This window comes from Butyrivibrio sp. MC2013, assembly GCF_000424585.1.
In the GTDB taxonomy this organism is placed as follows: domain Bacteria; phylum Bacillota; class Clostridia; order Lachnospirales; family Lachnospiraceae; genus Butyrivibrio.
The window spans coordinates 17,601-33,467 of record NZ_AUKE01000008.1 but is presented as its reverse complement, the minus strand read 5'-3'; the positions used below and the strand labels follow the sequence as shown (position 1 = coordinate 33,467).

The window sequence follows — 15,867 nt, the reverse complement described above, 5'->3', positions numbered from 1 at the left end:
TAATGTAAGGACATATGCTATAAATGGAAGAATATACAGTTATAGACAGAGAAAAACTTGAGAATTATCTGAATGTAGTCCACCCCAGGGTATGTGAGGCTGTAGACCTTGACGCGGTCCTCTTTAATATGAGATCCATGCACAGGAGTCTTGGGGAGCCTACAAAGCTATGTGCAGTCATCAAGACCGACGGATACGGAATGGGCGCTGTGCCTATCGCGCATCTTCTTGAAAAAGAGGATTATGTTTGGGGAATGGCTACAGCTACCTGTGAAGAAGCATATATCCTTAGAGAAAGCGGTATCAAAAAGCCCATTCTCATACTTGGTTATACTTTTCCGGAGACCTATGAAGAGCTTGTATTAAAGGGTATAAGACCTGCAGTATTCAGGTTTGACCAGCTTGAAGCCCTTGATGAAGCTGCAGCCAAACTTAGAAGAGAAGGTTATGATATCACTGCTCCCATTCATATCGCAGTTGATACAGGTATGAGCAGGATAGGCATAAAGCCTGATGATGGCGGCGCTGAATTTGTGAGGGAAGCTCTTGGCAAGGAAAATCTTACTGTGGAAGGTATCTTTACCCATTTTGCCAGAGCAGATGAAGCGGATCTTTCTGATGCCAGGAATAAGAAAAGCTCCTTTGCTGACTTTGTAGAGCGCGTTGAAAAAGAAAACAGGGTCCGTATACCTATACATCATTGTGCTAATTCTGCAAGTATAATTGATATGCCTGAAGCCGGGATGGATATGGCCCGCGCGGGTATCACTATCTACGGAATGTGGCCTTCTGATGAGACTTCCAAGAACAAGGTGGCCATAAAGCCTGTAATGTCCCTTCATAGTCATATTGTATTTATTAAAGAGCTGGAAAAAGGTACTCCCATCAGCTATGGAGGAACCTATGTAACAGACAGATACAGCAGGATAGCCACTATTCCTGTGGGATATGGAGATGGATATCCAAGGAGCCTGTCCGGCAAGGGTTATGTGCTCATCCACGGCAAGAAGGCACCTATACTTGGCCGTGTGTGCATGGACCAGTTTATGGTAGATGTGACTGATATACATGAAGCTGCTGAAGGGGATGACGTGACCCTGATAGGCAGAGACTATGATGAAGTCATCACAATTGAAGAGCTGGGAGATCTCAGCGGACGCTTTAATTACGAGCTTAGCTGTGATATCAATCACAGGGTACCCAGAGTGTACATACATAATGAAGGGGAATTTCAATCCTGAAATTCCCCTTTGTGGCGCTTGAGCCAGTCTGCATATTCTGAGTCCAGTTTGGGATCTACCTTGGATCTGAAGGGAAGATCAAACATATATCTGCGCCTTCGTCCGAATTGCTCCCAGGGGGCTCTCATGGTAAATAGTGTCATTATAAGATATAAGATCAGATCCGCCATAAAAGATAGGGCCAGGAACTTCTGGCCGCTTACTACGGCTGAAGATATGAGAGTGGCTATAATGATCGGGATGCCAAGAGCTATTGATAGCACTACGAGGAGGATCTGCCTGATCTTGGAGCCTGTATTCATTATCAGAGCCTTCCACCAGAGGGTGACCTTTCTTGCAAGGCTCTCTGCAGCCTTGTCTGCTATATCCTGAGCGGTCTGTTCTATTTCTTCTGAGATTTTGTCTGTGAGAGTGCCCTTGCTTTCACTTATTGTTTCTTCTATATTATCCCCGAAATCCTGCAATATTGTGCTGCTGGGACTTTCAGCCGATGCATGGATGGCAGCGAGTATATCTATATCAGAGGGTATGTATTCCTTGCCTGTGACAAAGCCTGCAGTTTCCAGTATTATGAGGATCACCAGCACCAGAGAGCTGATGGGCAGGAAGCAGTAGAGCAGCTTCCATATCTTCCACACAAGACCGGCGCAGCCCTTGATCAGTGCTATGAAGAAGAATAGTATCCAATGTATGATAGTAGAAATAATAGTGATAGTTATCATGAAAATCCCCCAAAAACAATTGATCTTCCAGTTAAGTATAGTTTAAAAGATAAAACCCTTCAATAATGAAACTATGTTATGATATATGTGAAGCGGTCAAATTGACTGTTTATATGTATCAATGTACTTAATAGCGCTCCTGCAGCAACGCTTATAATTAACATGAAAGTCCTAAGCCGCAACCGTTCTTGACGGGTTTACAAGTGAATGATATAGTTGAAGTACTGTTCTTATTTTGTTAAGAGCTTGTTTTTGATGCAGCAATCTGCGAGTTTGACAAAAGGAGACATCTTATGGACGATGGCAGTCCCTCTGCCACTACAATTATCATACTGCTGATCATATTTATAATTGATGCAGTAGTATACGGTTTTGGCTCGGCACTCCATTATTTAAAGGCAGAAGATCTGGAAGAGGAGCATAATAGTCAGGATGACGCGCAGCAGACTGATAAAGTCATGGCTCGAAAAAGCAGGCACAGCTTCCTACTCAGAGTGCTTGATGAGCCTGCTGAATATATGACTACTGTGCAGCTTTTGGTATTTGGGCTTAATCTGCTCATAGGCAGGGTGTATGTCAGAGATCTGGCCTTTGTTTTTAAGAGATTTACAGCGGGCTTTGGCGGCTTTTCTGAGCTCTTGTCTCAGATACTTACAGCACTGGTCCTCTTATATCTGATGCTGACATTCAGCGTACTTTTGCCAAGGAAACTGGCAAAGCTTGCACCGGTCAAATGGGCGGTGATCACTGCTCCCTTTATCAGATTTATGATGATCATCCTATATCCTTTCTCAATGATCATCAGGATGAGTGCCGGGGGAATCCTTTATCTCTTTGGTGTCAGGGATGATAAGGACGATTATGATGTGACAGAGCAGGAGATCAGATCAATGGTCAATGAAGGTCAGGAACAGGGAGTGATCCAGGATTCCGAGGCCAATATGATCACTAATATCTTTGAATTCTCTGATAAAGAGGTCAAAGATATCATGACTCACAGAAATGATATATGCGGGATAGACGGTACTACTTCATTGTCTGATGCCATCAGCTACATGCTAAGTGGCAACAACAGCAGATTTCCTGTTTATCTTGACAATATAGATCATATTATAGGTATAGTACACATCCGTGATGCTGTTTCTGCCCTTTCTGATAACGAAGAGGCCGGCAGTAGCCAGATCAGACATGTGCAGAAGCTTATGAGGCAGCCTATGTATGTGCCTGAGACCAGAAAGATCGAGTCTCTCTTTCACAGCATGCAGGCTACCAAGACTCAGATGGCTATCATAATTGATGAATACGGCCAGACAGCAGGATTGGTATCTATGGAGGATATCCTGGAAGAGATCGTGGGTAATATCATGGATGAGTACGATGAGGATGAGAGCTATATCATCCCCTCCGGCAAGCCCGGCGAATTTATAGCCTTGGGAAGGACGCCTCTTGAGACTTTGGAGAAGCGTTTTGATTTGGATCTTGAGGAGGAAGAATTTGAGACCTTAAATGGCCTCATGATTTCCAGGATGGACAGAATACCTGAGGAGGGCGAAAAATTTGAGGTCACCATTGGTGGTTATGATTTCAGGATCATGTCTGTGAAGAATCACATGATCACTGATGTTGCTATCAGGAAGGTGGCAGCTGCCCCAAGTCCGCAGGATACTAGTGAGAGCTAATGTTAACCTAGGCTGGTCCCAGGTCATTACAAGATAGATTATTCAAAAAGGAAGGTTTTACGAAAAATGTCAGGACATTCAAAATTTGCTAACATCAAGCATAAGAAAGAAAAGAATGATGCAGCCAAGGGCAAGATCTTTACAGTTATTGGACGAGAGATTGCAGTTGCAGTTAAAGAGGGTGGTCCCGATCCATCCAATAACTTCAAGCTGGCTACAGTAATCGCCAAGGCTAAAGCCAACAACATGCCCAATGACACTATTGAAAGAGGTATCAAGAAGGCTTCAGGTGAAGGCGGAGCAGTAGACTACAAGAATATAACATACGAAGGATACGGCCCCGGCGGAACAGCAATCATTGTTGAGGCGCTTACAGATAATTCCAACCGTACTGCAGCTAATGTTAAGAGCGCATTTTCCAAGGGCAAGGGTTCCATAGGAACTCCCGGATGCGTATCTTTCATGTTTGATGAGAAGGGTCAGATCATCATCGACAAGGAAGAGTGCTCAATGTCTGCAGACGATCTGATGATGGAAGTACTGGATGCAGGTGCTGATGATTTCAAGGAAGAGGATGACAGCTTTGAGATCCTGACAGCTCCTGAAGCATTCCAGGGTGTATCCGAAGCTCTTACCAAGGCTGGCATCACACCTGTTTCTGCAGAGATCACCAGAATCCCTCAGAACTATGTACAGGTTACTGATCCCGAAAACGTAAAGGGTATTCAGAGGATCCTGGATCTTCTGGATGAGGATGATGATGTTCAGAATGTATATCATAACTGGGATGAGCCTGAGGACAACTAATAGACTATATTAATACGGACATAACTCAGAGGAACCGGGGGGCCTTGAAGATGATATTAAAAAAGAGTGGCGAGCAGTATTTGATTTGGGGAGTATTTTCTGTTTTTATCTTATTGCTTGCAGGACTTTTACTATTATCATCTGGGCTTTCCCTGATTGGAAATACAAGTGGAGGCACAGCAGGCTACCTGCTTATGGCAATAGCTGTCTGCTGTTTGTCTATGCTTGTATTTTTTTTGATATATAGACTTATGGCGCCATTTATGGAGCGGATCACAGTCTCTGAGGTTCCTCTTGAGATCTTATATGTTATAAGCTTTGCTATTATTTCCATAATATATGTATATTACAGGTTCACCGTGCTGCAGTCTCTGGGCTATGAGATCAGGGATGGAGCGGATCTCTACGATAGAGCACTGATATCCCAAGGAGCGAAGGCTATAAGTGCTGACAGCTATCAAAAGCTGTGGTATTTAACCGGACTTAGGTGGATATTTACACTTGTAGGTAACAGACAGGATGCAGCTCTTAATTATCAGATGGGACTGGCGCTTGCAGCTTCAGTGCTTTTTGCCATAGCTGTAAGACTTCTTCTGGGAAGAATAGCATCTATTACCACAATGCTGGCGTTTACCTTTTTGCCTGTATTTGGAAGAGAGATCTGCTATCTTGATGTGAGCGTCATCACCAAGCTTATGATAGCTGCAGAGCTGGTGTTTTTGGCATATTATGTCAGAACTGTCATATTTGATGCTGAGCCCGGAGTGGCGCTCATGCTTCTGCAGCTCTTTACCGGCATTATGATTGGTTTTGTCACATATATGGATGGTGGCAATCTGATCATGATCATTATTCCATTCATATGCACTTTTTCATATCTTAGAAGAAAGATTTCTATTGTAGGCTTTATAAGACTGCTTGTGGGAGCGGCCTTTGGCTTTGTAACTGCAGCTGCGCTCCTTTGGAGAGGTAATCTGATAAGTGTGTTTATGGACTGGGCAGACAGGACCTTTTACTATGGTTCTCTTAGTCCTCAGATCTATCTGGATGTTTTTTCTGAGCTGACGAGGGGCTATGAACTCCTGTATCTGCTGCTACTGGCAGTCCTCTTTGGTGCTCTTAGCACTTTTCTCTATAATAAGAGAACAGGCAGGCTTGCAGTATGGATTGCCCTGGCTATCCTGATGCTGGCTACCTATCCTTGCATGAATGAGACTGTATTTAAAAGACCTGAACTTTTGATAGCTCTCTTTTCTGCTATTGCAGGTGGGGGCCTGTTTACAGCTCTTGGTCTTGACAGCAAGGACGCAGATCTTCTTGAAGAAATGGGCGACTTTGATGAAGATAAGGATACTGCATCATTCGGAGAAGAGATCAGAGAGATCAGGATGGAGGATCTTGAAGATGGTTATGAAGGTGAGACTGTAGAAGAGAGAGTGGCAAGGCAGCTTGGCGTACGCAGAAATACCAGGCCTAAAGGCATACAGGAAGTAGTAAGACCTGAGAATCCTCTTGCTGTTAAAGTCAAAGAACATCTGCCTTTGAATGATGCCTATGACGACAGCGCCAAAGAGTCTGATAGCCATAATGATGAACTGCCTTCATATGATCCTTTGTATGAAGAACCTCTATTAACTGTGGCTGCAAGCAAAGAGAAGGAGTATACTCCGGAAACCGATAAGGCTGCTCGAGAGCCAGCTTCAGAAACTGGAGAGACTGAGTCTGTTAATGTGGAAATTGCAGACAAGGGCTCCAGATTTGTTCCTAAGGGTATGTTCGTTCCTCTTGAGAATGAATATGACACTGAAGAAGCTCATGCTGAGTCTGCAGAGCTTAAGAAGAGACGAGAAAATACCAGGAAGATGATGGAAGTAAACGGCAAAATAAAGCTTTCTGAGCATGATGGCTTTACAACGGCGCGTAGGGAAAAGACAGCTGATTTTGACCTGCCTTTTGCACCGGGGGATGACTTTGACCTGGCTTAAAAATAATAGTAAGTTAACATATACATTCTTGGATGCTTTATCTGGGAATGTATGTAATGGGAGACAGATATATGAAGGTTACAGATCTTACAGCCTATGAGATCATAGAGCACAGAGCTATTGATGATATTGGCTCAGACAGCTATATATTAAAGCACAAAAAGACAGGAGCCCGTATAGCGGTACTGTCCAATGATGATGAAAATAAGGTGTTTTATATTGGCTTTAGGACACCGCCCAAGGATTCCACCGGCGTGGCTCATATTATAGAGCACACTGTACTGTGCGGTTCCAGGGACTTTCCTGTAAAGGATCCTTTTATAGTTCTTGCAAAGGGATCTCTTAACACATTCCTTAATGCCATGACATATCCTGATAAGACTGTATATCCTGTTGCCAGCTGCAATGATACGGATTTCAGGAACCTTATGCACGTCTATCTTGACGCTGTATTTTATCCAAATATTTATAATACAGATAATATATTCAAGCAGGAGGGCTGGCACTATGAGCTTAAGGACCCTTCTGATGACCTTAAGATCAATGGTATTGTCTATAACGAAATGAAGGGAGCTTTCTCCAATCCTGATGATATCCTGGATAGAGAGATCCTTAATTCCCTTTATCCTGACAACAGCTATGGTTTCGAGTCAGGGGGAGACCCTGAGAAGATTCCGGATCTGACCTACGAGGATTATCTGGATTTTCACAGAAAATATTATCATCCTTCAAACAGCTATATTTACCTCTATGGAAATATGGATGTGGCAGAGAATCTAGACTATCTGGACAGGGAGTATCTGTCCTCGTTTGACAGGCAGGATTATGATTCATCCCTTAGCCCTCAAAAGCCTTTTGCAAATACAGCAATGATCGATATGGATTATTCTGTATTGGACGATGAGGAAGAGGAGGGTGGATATCTGTCCCTTAACTGGTCTGTGGGTAACAGTCTTGATCCCAAGCTCTATCTGGCTTTGGATGTTCTGGACTACAGCCTTTGCTCGGCTCCCGGAGCTATTGTGAAGAAGGCACTGTATGACAAGGGTCTTGGAACTGATGTATATAGCAGCTTTGAAAATGGACTGCTCCAGCCTTTCTTTTCCATAGTATCCAAAAATGTGGACATCAGTCGAAAAGCTGAATTTCTGGATACTATAAGAGAAACACTGGAAGAAGCAGTAAAGAACGGCCTTGACAAAAAGGCCCTTGAAGGGGCTATAAATACAGACGAATTCAGGTTCAGGGAAGCTGATTTTGGAAGACTTCCCAAGGGCCTGGTATACGGCCTTAAGATGCTTGACAGCTGGCTCTATGATGACAGGCTGCCCTGGATACATCTTGAAGCAGGTGATACTTACAAAGAGCTGAGAAAAGAGTTATCCGGAGACTATTTTGAAAAGCTGATACAGACTTATCTGCTGGATAACCCCCATAGAAGCGTGGTTACCTTAAATCCCGTGAAAGGTCTGGGAGAAAAGAAGCAGGCAGAGCTTGACAAGAAACTGGCTGACTATAAGGCATCCCTCACGGCAAAAGAAATTGAAGATATAGTAAAGGCTACTGCAGAGCTTAAGGCCTTCCAGGAGAGGGAGGACAGCCCTGAAGCTCTGGCCACCATTCCTATGCTCTCTATAGAGGATCTGAAGAAGGAGCCTGATCCTTTTATCTATGAAGAAAAGCATTTTGGAGACAATGTGCTCCTGTATCATGATATCCAGACCAATGGTATCGCATATCTTACCTTCCAGTTTGATATGAAGGACATTCCTGATGATCTCTATGACTATGCTTCCATCCTAAGAAGCGTCCTGGGACAGGTTGATACAGAGCATTATGATTACAATGACTTCTACAATGAAGTAAATATCCGCACCGGCGGAATGAGGGTGGATACAGCATATTACAGCGACAAAAAGGATATTAACCTCTTTAAAAATACCTTTGAGATAGAAGTGAAGGTATTAAAAGAAAATCTTAGAGATGCCTTTGAGCTGGCCACGGAGCTTGTCATGACTTCTAAAATGACTGATAAGACAAGGCTTGGAGAAATTCTTGACGAGAAAAAATCTCATATGCAGTCCGGTTTTATATCAGGAGGAAATGTGACAGCTTACCTAAGAGCAATCTCAGGCGTATCACCTGTCATGGTCTCTGTGGAAAGACTTGTTGGCGTCAGCGCTTATGAAAAGGTCAAGGCGATGGATGAAAACTATGATGAGGCTACTCACAAGGAACTCTCATCAAAGCTTGAAGAGCTTATGCGCTGCCTCTTCAGGAGAGAGAATCTCCTTATAAGTTATACCTCGCCTTCCAAGGATTATGGCGATATAGAGGCCCTTTGCGAAGAATTTGCAGACAAGCTCTATAAAGATGAATGCAGACAAGGAAGCCCTGTGTTTAAACCTGTAGCAAGAAATGAAGCCTTCAAGACAGCCGGACAGGTTCAATACGTTGCTATAGCAGGAAATTTTGCCAAAGAGGGGCTTTCCTATAATGGGGCTCTCAAGGTACTCAAGATGATCCTGGGATATGATTATCTTTATAATAATATCAGGATCACCGGCGGAGCTTACGGTGTACAGGGAGCTTGCATCCATAATGGTGATTCCTATATGGTCACCTACAGAGACCCTCATCTTGGCAGATCACTTGATGTATTCAGAAAAGTTGCTGACTTTGTCAGGGACTTTGACTGTGATGACAGGACTATGACCCAGTATATAATAGGTACCATAGGAGAGATCGATACCCCTGCCACTCCCAGTATGAAGGCTTCAAGGGGGATGGCGGCATATATCACACGCAGCAGCATTGAAGATGAGCGGGAATACAGGAGACAGGTTCTTGAAGCTACTGTCTCCGATATCAGAGCTCTTGCCGCGTATATAGAGGCCTATCAAAAGAACGCTTGCATCTGCGTAGTGGGTACTGCTGAGAAGATAGATGAATACAAGGATTTATTTGATGTGATCAGGCAGCTTTGAGAAATGAGCCGCTATACTTGCGGTATTAAATGATCCGGGTCCATGTTTTATGGACCCGGAAGTAAAGAGAAATGCTAATGGATAATTTTAAGACAGGCTATATAGCCCTGGTGGGCCGCCCAAATGTAGGCAAGTCCACACTTATGAACAATATGATAGGTCAGAAGATCGCCATCACCTCCAGTAAGCCACAGACTACCAGGGGCAGGATCCAGACGGTTTATACAGATGACAGATGTCAGATGATCTTTGTGGATACCCCTGGTATCCATGAGTCCAAGAACAAGCTGGGAAGTTATATGCTACATATCGCCCAGAAGACTCTTGAAGATGCCGATATGATCCTTTGGCTTGTAGAGCCGTCTTCATATGTTGGCGCTTCTGAGAGATATGTTATCAGTCAGCTAAAGAAGTGTCGTCAACCGGTGATCCTTGTGATCAACAAGATTGATACCATCAGTAAGGACAAGCTTGAGACTGTGATTAATTCCTATAAGGATCAGATGGTCCTGGCGGATATTGTACCGGTATCAGCTTTTAAGCGCATCAATCTGGAATCACTTATGGATACCATATATAAATATCTGCCTTACGGACCTGCTCTCTATGATGAGGATACAGTCACTGAGGAGCCTGAGAGGGATATAGCAGCTGAGATCATCAGAGAGAAGGCGCTAAGGCTCCTTAAGGATGAGGTTCCCCACGGAATAGCAGTGACTGTTGAAAAGATGCACGAGAGAGAGGATTTTGTCACAGATGACGGCAGGAGCCTGATAGATCTTGATGCGTCTATCATCTGTGAAAGGGATTCCCATAAAGGCATCATAATAGGCAAGAACGGAGCCATGCTCAGGAAAATAGGTTCCCAGGCCAGGATAGATATTGAGAAGATGACAGAGACCAAGGTCAATCTCAAGCTCTGGGTCAAGGTCAGAAAGAACTGGCGTGATGACAGCTCCATGATGAAGCATTTTGGATATGATGAGCGCAACATATGATGAATAACGGATCTTATGATGATGCAAGGATCAGGGTGAGCGGCATTGTGATAAGGCACAGACCTGTGGGAGATTATGATTTTGCTGTGACCATCCTGACCATGGAAAAAGGCAAGATCTCTGCATTTGCAAGGGGAGCAAGAAAGCCCGGCGGCAGACTGTCCGGTAATGTTGAGCCCTTTTGCTGTGGGAATTTTATCCTTTTTGCAGGTAAGAATTCATACAATATCATCGAAGCAGACATTATTTCATATTTTGAAGAATTCCGCCGGGATCTGGAGAAGACGGTGTATGGCAGCTTTCTCCTGGAACTGGCGGATTATTATGGCACTGAGAATTCAGATGAAAGAGATCTCTTTCGCCTGCTATATGTATCTCTTTGCGCCCTTACCAGGGAAGGCTTTGACAGAAAGCTGGTAAGGTGTGTCTACGAGATCAAGGCCCTTATGATAGATGGCCAGTTCCCGGGCATCGATCCCATGACTCAGAGCCCGATCCTTCAAAAGACCCTGCAGCATATCATGACCGCGCCCTTTAAGGAGCTCTTCTCCTTCAGGCTGTCCGGTCAGGGAATGGAAGAGCTTGAGCGCTATACCCGCCGCCTTAGAGACAGATTTGTGGATAGACGCCTGTCTTCACTTGATATGCTATCTGCATTTGAAAGTTGAAAAAAGATGAGGCTGCTATTATAATCTAAGAATATGCCGATAACGGGAGGATATTATATATAATGTCTAGGATATTTGATAAGCTTTTGGTATCATGCTCTATCCTTATCCTGTGCTTAGCACTTGCCGGATGTAAGGGGGCTTCCGCAAAGGATGCAGAGGTTACTACCCTTGAACTGGATAAAGATGGGAGCCTGATATCCTGTATTGTCGAAGATTTTGATATGGATTATTACGATGTGGATGAGCTCAAGAATATGGTGAGCTCAGAGATCGCCGGTTTTAGCGGCGGCGGAGTAGAGATGCTCAGCGCTGACAAAATGGGCGATAAGGTCAGGCTCATAATGAAGTTTGCCTCGGCATCAGATTATGCTGATTTTAATAATATCAGCTTTTTTGCAGGCTCTAAGACTGAGTGCTCTTTGTCAGGTATCAGCATGCCTGATCTCGTATCTGCTTCAGGGGCAGATGCTTTTGAAGTTACAGACAACATGAAGGTCATCATGATATATGAAGAAGAGGATTTTATAGCTCCTTCCAAGATATTGGCAGCCAGCAGCAATGTGACTGTATCAGGAAAGACTGCAAAGGTTAATGCATCAGAGGATGATCCTGCCTGTATAGTAATAGATAATAAATAATTGAAATAATATTATAGGGAGATTTAAGAGATGAAAGCAGAAGAAAAAACAATGGACAAAGTCATTGCTCTTGCAAAGGGCAGGGGATTTATCTATCCCGGTTCCGAGATCTACGGCGGTCTGGCCAATACATGGGATTACGGCCCGCTGGGAGTAGAGTTCAAGAACAATGTTAAGAAGGCCTGGTGGAAGAAGTTCGTACAGGAGAGCAAGTACAACGTAGGTGTAGACTGTGCTATCCTTATGAATCCTCAGACATGGGTGGCTTCAGGACATCTTGCAGGATTCTCAGATCCCCTTATGGATTGTAAAGAATGCCATGAGCGTTTCAGAGCAGACAAGATCATCGAGGACTATGCCGAGGCTAACGGCATCACTCTTGAGTCATCAGTAGATGGCTGGTCCCAGCAGGAGATGAAGGATTTCATCGAAAAGAACAATGTTCCCTGCCCTACCTGCGGTAAGCACAATTTCACTGATATCCGTCAGTTCAACCTGATGTTCAAGACCTTCCAGGGTGTTACAGAGGATGCCAAGAATACTGTATATCTCAGACCTGAGACAGCACAGGGTATCTTTGTAAACTTCAAGAATGTACAGCGTACCAGCAGAAAGAAGCTTCCCTTCGGTATCGCACAGGTTGGTAAGAGCTTTAGAAATGAGATCACACCCGGTAACTTCACTTTCAGGACCCGTGAATTTGAGCAGATGGAGCTTGAGTTCTTCTGCGAGCCCGGCACAGATCTTGAGTGGTATGAGTACTGGAAGGATTATTGCGAGAACTTCCTGCTCTCACTGGGCATGAAGAAGGATGAGATGAGGCTTAGAGAGCACGATCAGGCTGAGCTTGCATTCTATTCCAAGGGTACTACAGATATTGAATTCCTCTTCCCCTTCGGATGGGGCGAGCTTTGGGGTATCGCTGACAGGACAGATTATGATCTGGGCCAGCATCAGACTACCTCCGGTGAGGATCTTACATATTTTGACGAGGCAAGCGGTAAGAGATTTATCCCTTACGTTATCGAGCCTTCACTTGGTGCTGACAGAGTGGCTCTTGCATTCCTCTGCGCTGCATATGATGAAGAAGAGCTTGAAGGCGGTGATGTACGTACAGTTATGCATTTCCATCCTTTCCTTGCTCCTGTTAAGATCGCAGTGCTTCCTATCTCCAAGAAGCTCTCAGAGAATGCCGAGAAGGTATTTGATCAGCTCTCATCCAAGTGGAACTGCGAGTATGATGACAGAGGCTCCATTGGTAAGAGATACAGAAGACAGGATGAGATCGGTACTCCTTTCTGCATCGCTTATGACTTTGATTCCGAAGAGGATCACTGCGTGACCATCAGAGAGAGAGATACTATGGCTCAGATCGAGTACGAGCCCGGCAATGTAAGATGGCCCATCGACAAGCTTGACAGTTTCTTTGAAGAGAAATTCACATTTTAATTTGGGAGAAGGTTATGAGACAGTTTACGTCCAATGAGTTAAGAAAAGAATGGATCCGCTTCTATGAGGAGAGAGGTCACGTTAACTGTGGTGCCGTATCCCTTGTATCTGACGGTTCTACCGGTGTTATGTTCAATGTAGCAGGTATGCAGGCTTTGATGCCCTACCTCCTTGGCAAGAAGCACCCCATGGGTAAGAGGCTCTGCAATGTACAGGGCTGCGTTAGAACCAACGATATTGATTCCGTAGGCGACAGAAGCCATGTTACTTTCTTTGAGATGATGGGCAGCTGGAGTCTTGGAGATTATTTCAAGGCTGAGAGGTGCAAATGGAGCTATGAACTCCTTACACAGGTATTCGGCTTTGATGCAGATCACCTTGCAGCTACAGTATTTGCAGGTGATGAGAATGCACCCAGGGATGAAGAGGGTGCAAAGTACAGGATAGAGTCAGGCTTCAAGCCCGAGAATGTATATTTCCTTCCTGCAGAAGATAACTGGTGGGGACTGGAATTTGGACCCTGTGGTCCCGATTCCGAGATGTTCTATATAGCCGACGTTCCGGATTGCGGCCCTGATTGCGGACCTGGATGTGATTGCGGCAAGTATACAGAGATCGGTAATGACGTATTCATGCAGTATGAGAAGCATGAGGATGGTCATCTCACACCCCTGGAAAAGAAAAACGTAGATACCGGATGGGGCCTTGAGAGAATATTGGCTTTCCTTAACGGAAGCAAGGATGTTTATAAGACAGACCTTTTTGCTCCTATTATTGCTTATATTGAGCAGGCATCCGGCAAAAAATACGATGCTGATGACAAGTATACAGTATCCATGCGTATTCTTGCTGATCATACAAGAACAGCGGTGATGCTCATTGGCGATAAGGCAAGGCTCCTTCCTTCAAATATGGGTGCAGGCTACGTACTTCGTCGCCTTATCCGCCGTGCTGTGCGACATTCCAGGAATCTGGGAATCCAGACATCTGATATTCTGCATATTGCATCTATGTATGTGGATGAGATCTATAATGAGTCTTATCCTCTGCTGGTACAGAACAGAGAGTTTATCCTTACAGAGCTGGGTAACGAGATCAGAAGATTCGAGGCTACTCTTGAGAACGGTCTGAAGGAGTTTAAGAAGATACTTGGCGAGAAGAAATCTGTAGGCTCCATTGATGGCAAATCTGCATTCTACCTTTATGATACATTTGGTTTCCCTATTGAACTCACTGTGGAAATGGCATCAGAAGAGGGCCTTAGCGTAGATGAAGAAGGCTTTAAGGCTGCCATGGAAGAGCAGAAGCAGCTTGCCAGAGAAAATGCTGCATTCTCACAAAAGACTGTTGCGGCTGATATCTATGAAAAGGTTGATAAGAGCATAAGCAGTGAATTTATTGGTTATGACAGATTGAGCTCTACTGATAAGATTCTGGTGCTTGCTGATAATACAGCTGTTCAGGATAGCTTATCAGAAGGAACAGAAGGAACTGTGATCGTAGCAAAGACTCCATTCTATGCCACAATGGGTGGTCAGAAGGGTGATAAGGGTGTGATCAGGACTGCCGGTGGTGTATTTGAAGTAGCTGAGACAGTAAAGCTTCCTGAAGGTAGGATCGGACATACCGGTAAAGTGGTATCCGGAACTATTAAAGTAGGTGAGGAAGCAGAGCTTGAAGTTTGCAGGGAGACCAGAACAGCTACCTGCAAGAATCATAGTGCTACTCATCTGATGCAGAAGGCTCTGAGACAGGTACTGGGAGATAATGTAGAGCAGCAGGGTTCTTATCAGGATCCTGACAGGACCAGATTTGATTTCTCCTATGGCAAGGCTATGACAGCCGATGAGATTTCTAAGGTAGAAGAACTGGTTAACAAGGCTATTGCAGATGATCTGGCAGTACGTACAGATATCATGAGCATCGAAGATGCCAAGAAGACTGGCGCCATGGCACTCTTTGGCGAGAAATACGGTGATGAAGTACGTGTAGTCAATATGGGTGATTACTCAATTGAGCTTTGTGGTGGTACTCATGTAGCTCACACAGGTGAGATCGCTAACTTCAAGATCCTGTCTGAATCAGGCGTTGCTGCCGGCGTAAGACGTATCGAGGCTATCACAGGATCTAATGTGATCAAATATTACAAGAATAACGAAAAACTCCTGGAAGAAGCTGCTGATGCTGCAAAGACCAGAGCAGAAGAGCTTCCTGCAAGGATAGCTGCAATGCAGGCTGAGATCAAGAGCCTTCATCATGAGCTGGAGAGCCTCAAGGCCAAGGCTGCCAAGGAAGCGGTTGGAGATGTAATGGATAGCGCTGTTACACATGGTGAATACAAGCTCTTGGCTGTAAAGGTACCCGGAACAGCAATGAACGGACTCAGAGATCTTGCTGATGAGCTTATGACGAAGCTTGGAGAAGGCGGCGTAGTGCTGGCTTCTGATGAAGGCGGCAAGGTCAATCTTGTAGCCAAGGTATCTGACAAGGCAATGAAGAGTGGTGCTCATGCAGGTAACCTGATCAAGGAGATTGCAGGTCTTGTAGGCGGAGGCGGCGGTGGCCGTCCTAACATGGCTCAGGCCGGTGGTAAGAATCCTGCAGGTATTGAAAGCGCCCTGGAGAAGTCAATTGAAGTATTAAAGAAGCAGCTTGGTTAACAAATTATAATAACCCCCTTGACGGGACTT

Annotated in this window: 11 protein-coding genes; 10 read left to right on the top strand and 1 reads right to left on the bottom strand. The window is 44.6% G+C overall.

Annotation, left to right across the window (positions count from 1 at the left end):
• The first annotated feature begins 23 nt into the window (after positions 1-23).
• A complete protein-coding gene (alr, locus tag G636_RS0105805; RefSeq protein WP_155832328.1) occupies positions 24-1,241 on the top strand; it encodes an alanine racemase in 1,218 nt (405 codons plus the stop codon).
• Here alr and G636_RS0105800 read toward each other — a convergent pair.
• Positions 1,232-1,963 (bottom strand): hypothetical protein, encoded by a 732-nt coding sequence (locus G636_RS0105800; protein WP_026507267.1) that lies wholly within the window; start codon positions 1,961-1,963, stop codon positions 1,232-1,234. The genes alr and G636_RS0105800 overlap by 10 nt on opposite strands.
• Before the next feature lie 293 nt (positions 1,964-2,256).
• On the opposite strand from G636_RS0105800, the gene G636_RS0105795 reads away from it, so the two are divergent.
• The 9 genes from G636_RS0105795 to alaS all read left to right on the top strand — a co-directional run bounded on the left by G636_RS0105795 (position 2,257) and on the right by alaS (position 15,837).
• Positions 2,257-3,642, top strand: a complete 1,386-nt coding sequence (locus G636_RS0105795; protein ID WP_026507266.1) for a hemolysin family protein — start codon at positions 2,257-2,259, stop codon at positions 3,640-3,642.
• 66 nt (positions 3,643-3,708) lie between these two features.
• The gene (locus tag G636_RS0105790; RefSeq protein WP_026507265.1) at positions 3,709-4,449 is read left to right on the top strand and encodes a YebC/PmpR family DNA-binding transcriptional regulator; all 741 of its coding nucleotides are present in this window, start codon (positions 3,709-3,711) and stop codon (positions 4,447-4,449) included.
• A 50-nt stretch (positions 4,450-4,499) separates the two neighbouring features.
• The gene (locus G636_RS17485; RefSeq protein ID WP_035778921.1) at positions 4,500-6,434 is read left to right on the top strand and encodes a hypothetical protein; all 1,935 of its coding nucleotides are present in this window, start codon (positions 4,500-4,502) and stop codon (positions 6,432-6,434) included.
• A gap of 71 nt (positions 6,435-6,505) precedes the next feature.
• Positions 6,506-9,421, top strand: coding sequence for an insulinase family protein (locus G636_RS0105780; RefSeq protein ID WP_026507264.1), 2,916 nt, complete (start codon positions 6,506-6,508; stop codon positions 9,419-9,421).
• 71 nt (positions 9,422-9,492) lie between these two features.
• Complete coding sequence (gene era, locus G636_RS0105775; protein WP_035778918.1) at positions 9,493-10,419, top strand: GTPase Era; 927 nt, start codon at positions 9,493-9,495, stop codon at positions 10,417-10,419.
• Positions 10,419-11,087: a DNA repair protein RecO gene (gene recO / locus G636_RS0105770; protein ID WP_026507262.1), complete on the top strand. Its 669-nt coding sequence runs from the start codon at positions 10,419-10,421 to the stop codon at positions 11,085-11,087. The genes era and recO overlap by 1 nt, the downstream gene beginning before the upstream one ends.
• A 62-nt stretch (positions 11,088-11,149) precedes the next feature.
• Positions 11,150-11,728, top strand: a complete 579-nt coding sequence (locus tag G636_RS0105765; protein ID WP_026507261.1) for a hypothetical protein — start codon at positions 11,150-11,152, stop codon at positions 11,726-11,728.
• 30 nt (positions 11,729-11,758) lie between these two features.
• Positions 11,759-13,177, top strand: coding sequence for a glycine--tRNA ligase (locus G636_RS0105760; protein WP_026507260.1), 1,419 nt, complete (start codon positions 11,759-11,761; stop codon positions 13,175-13,177).
• Positions 13,178-13,191: 14 nt separating this feature from the next.
• Positions 13,192-15,837, top strand: coding sequence for an alanine--tRNA ligase (alaS, locus tag G636_RS0105755; protein ID WP_026507259.1), 2,646 nt, complete (start codon positions 13,192-13,194; stop codon positions 15,835-15,837).
• Positions 15,838-15,867: the final 30 nt, after the last annotated feature.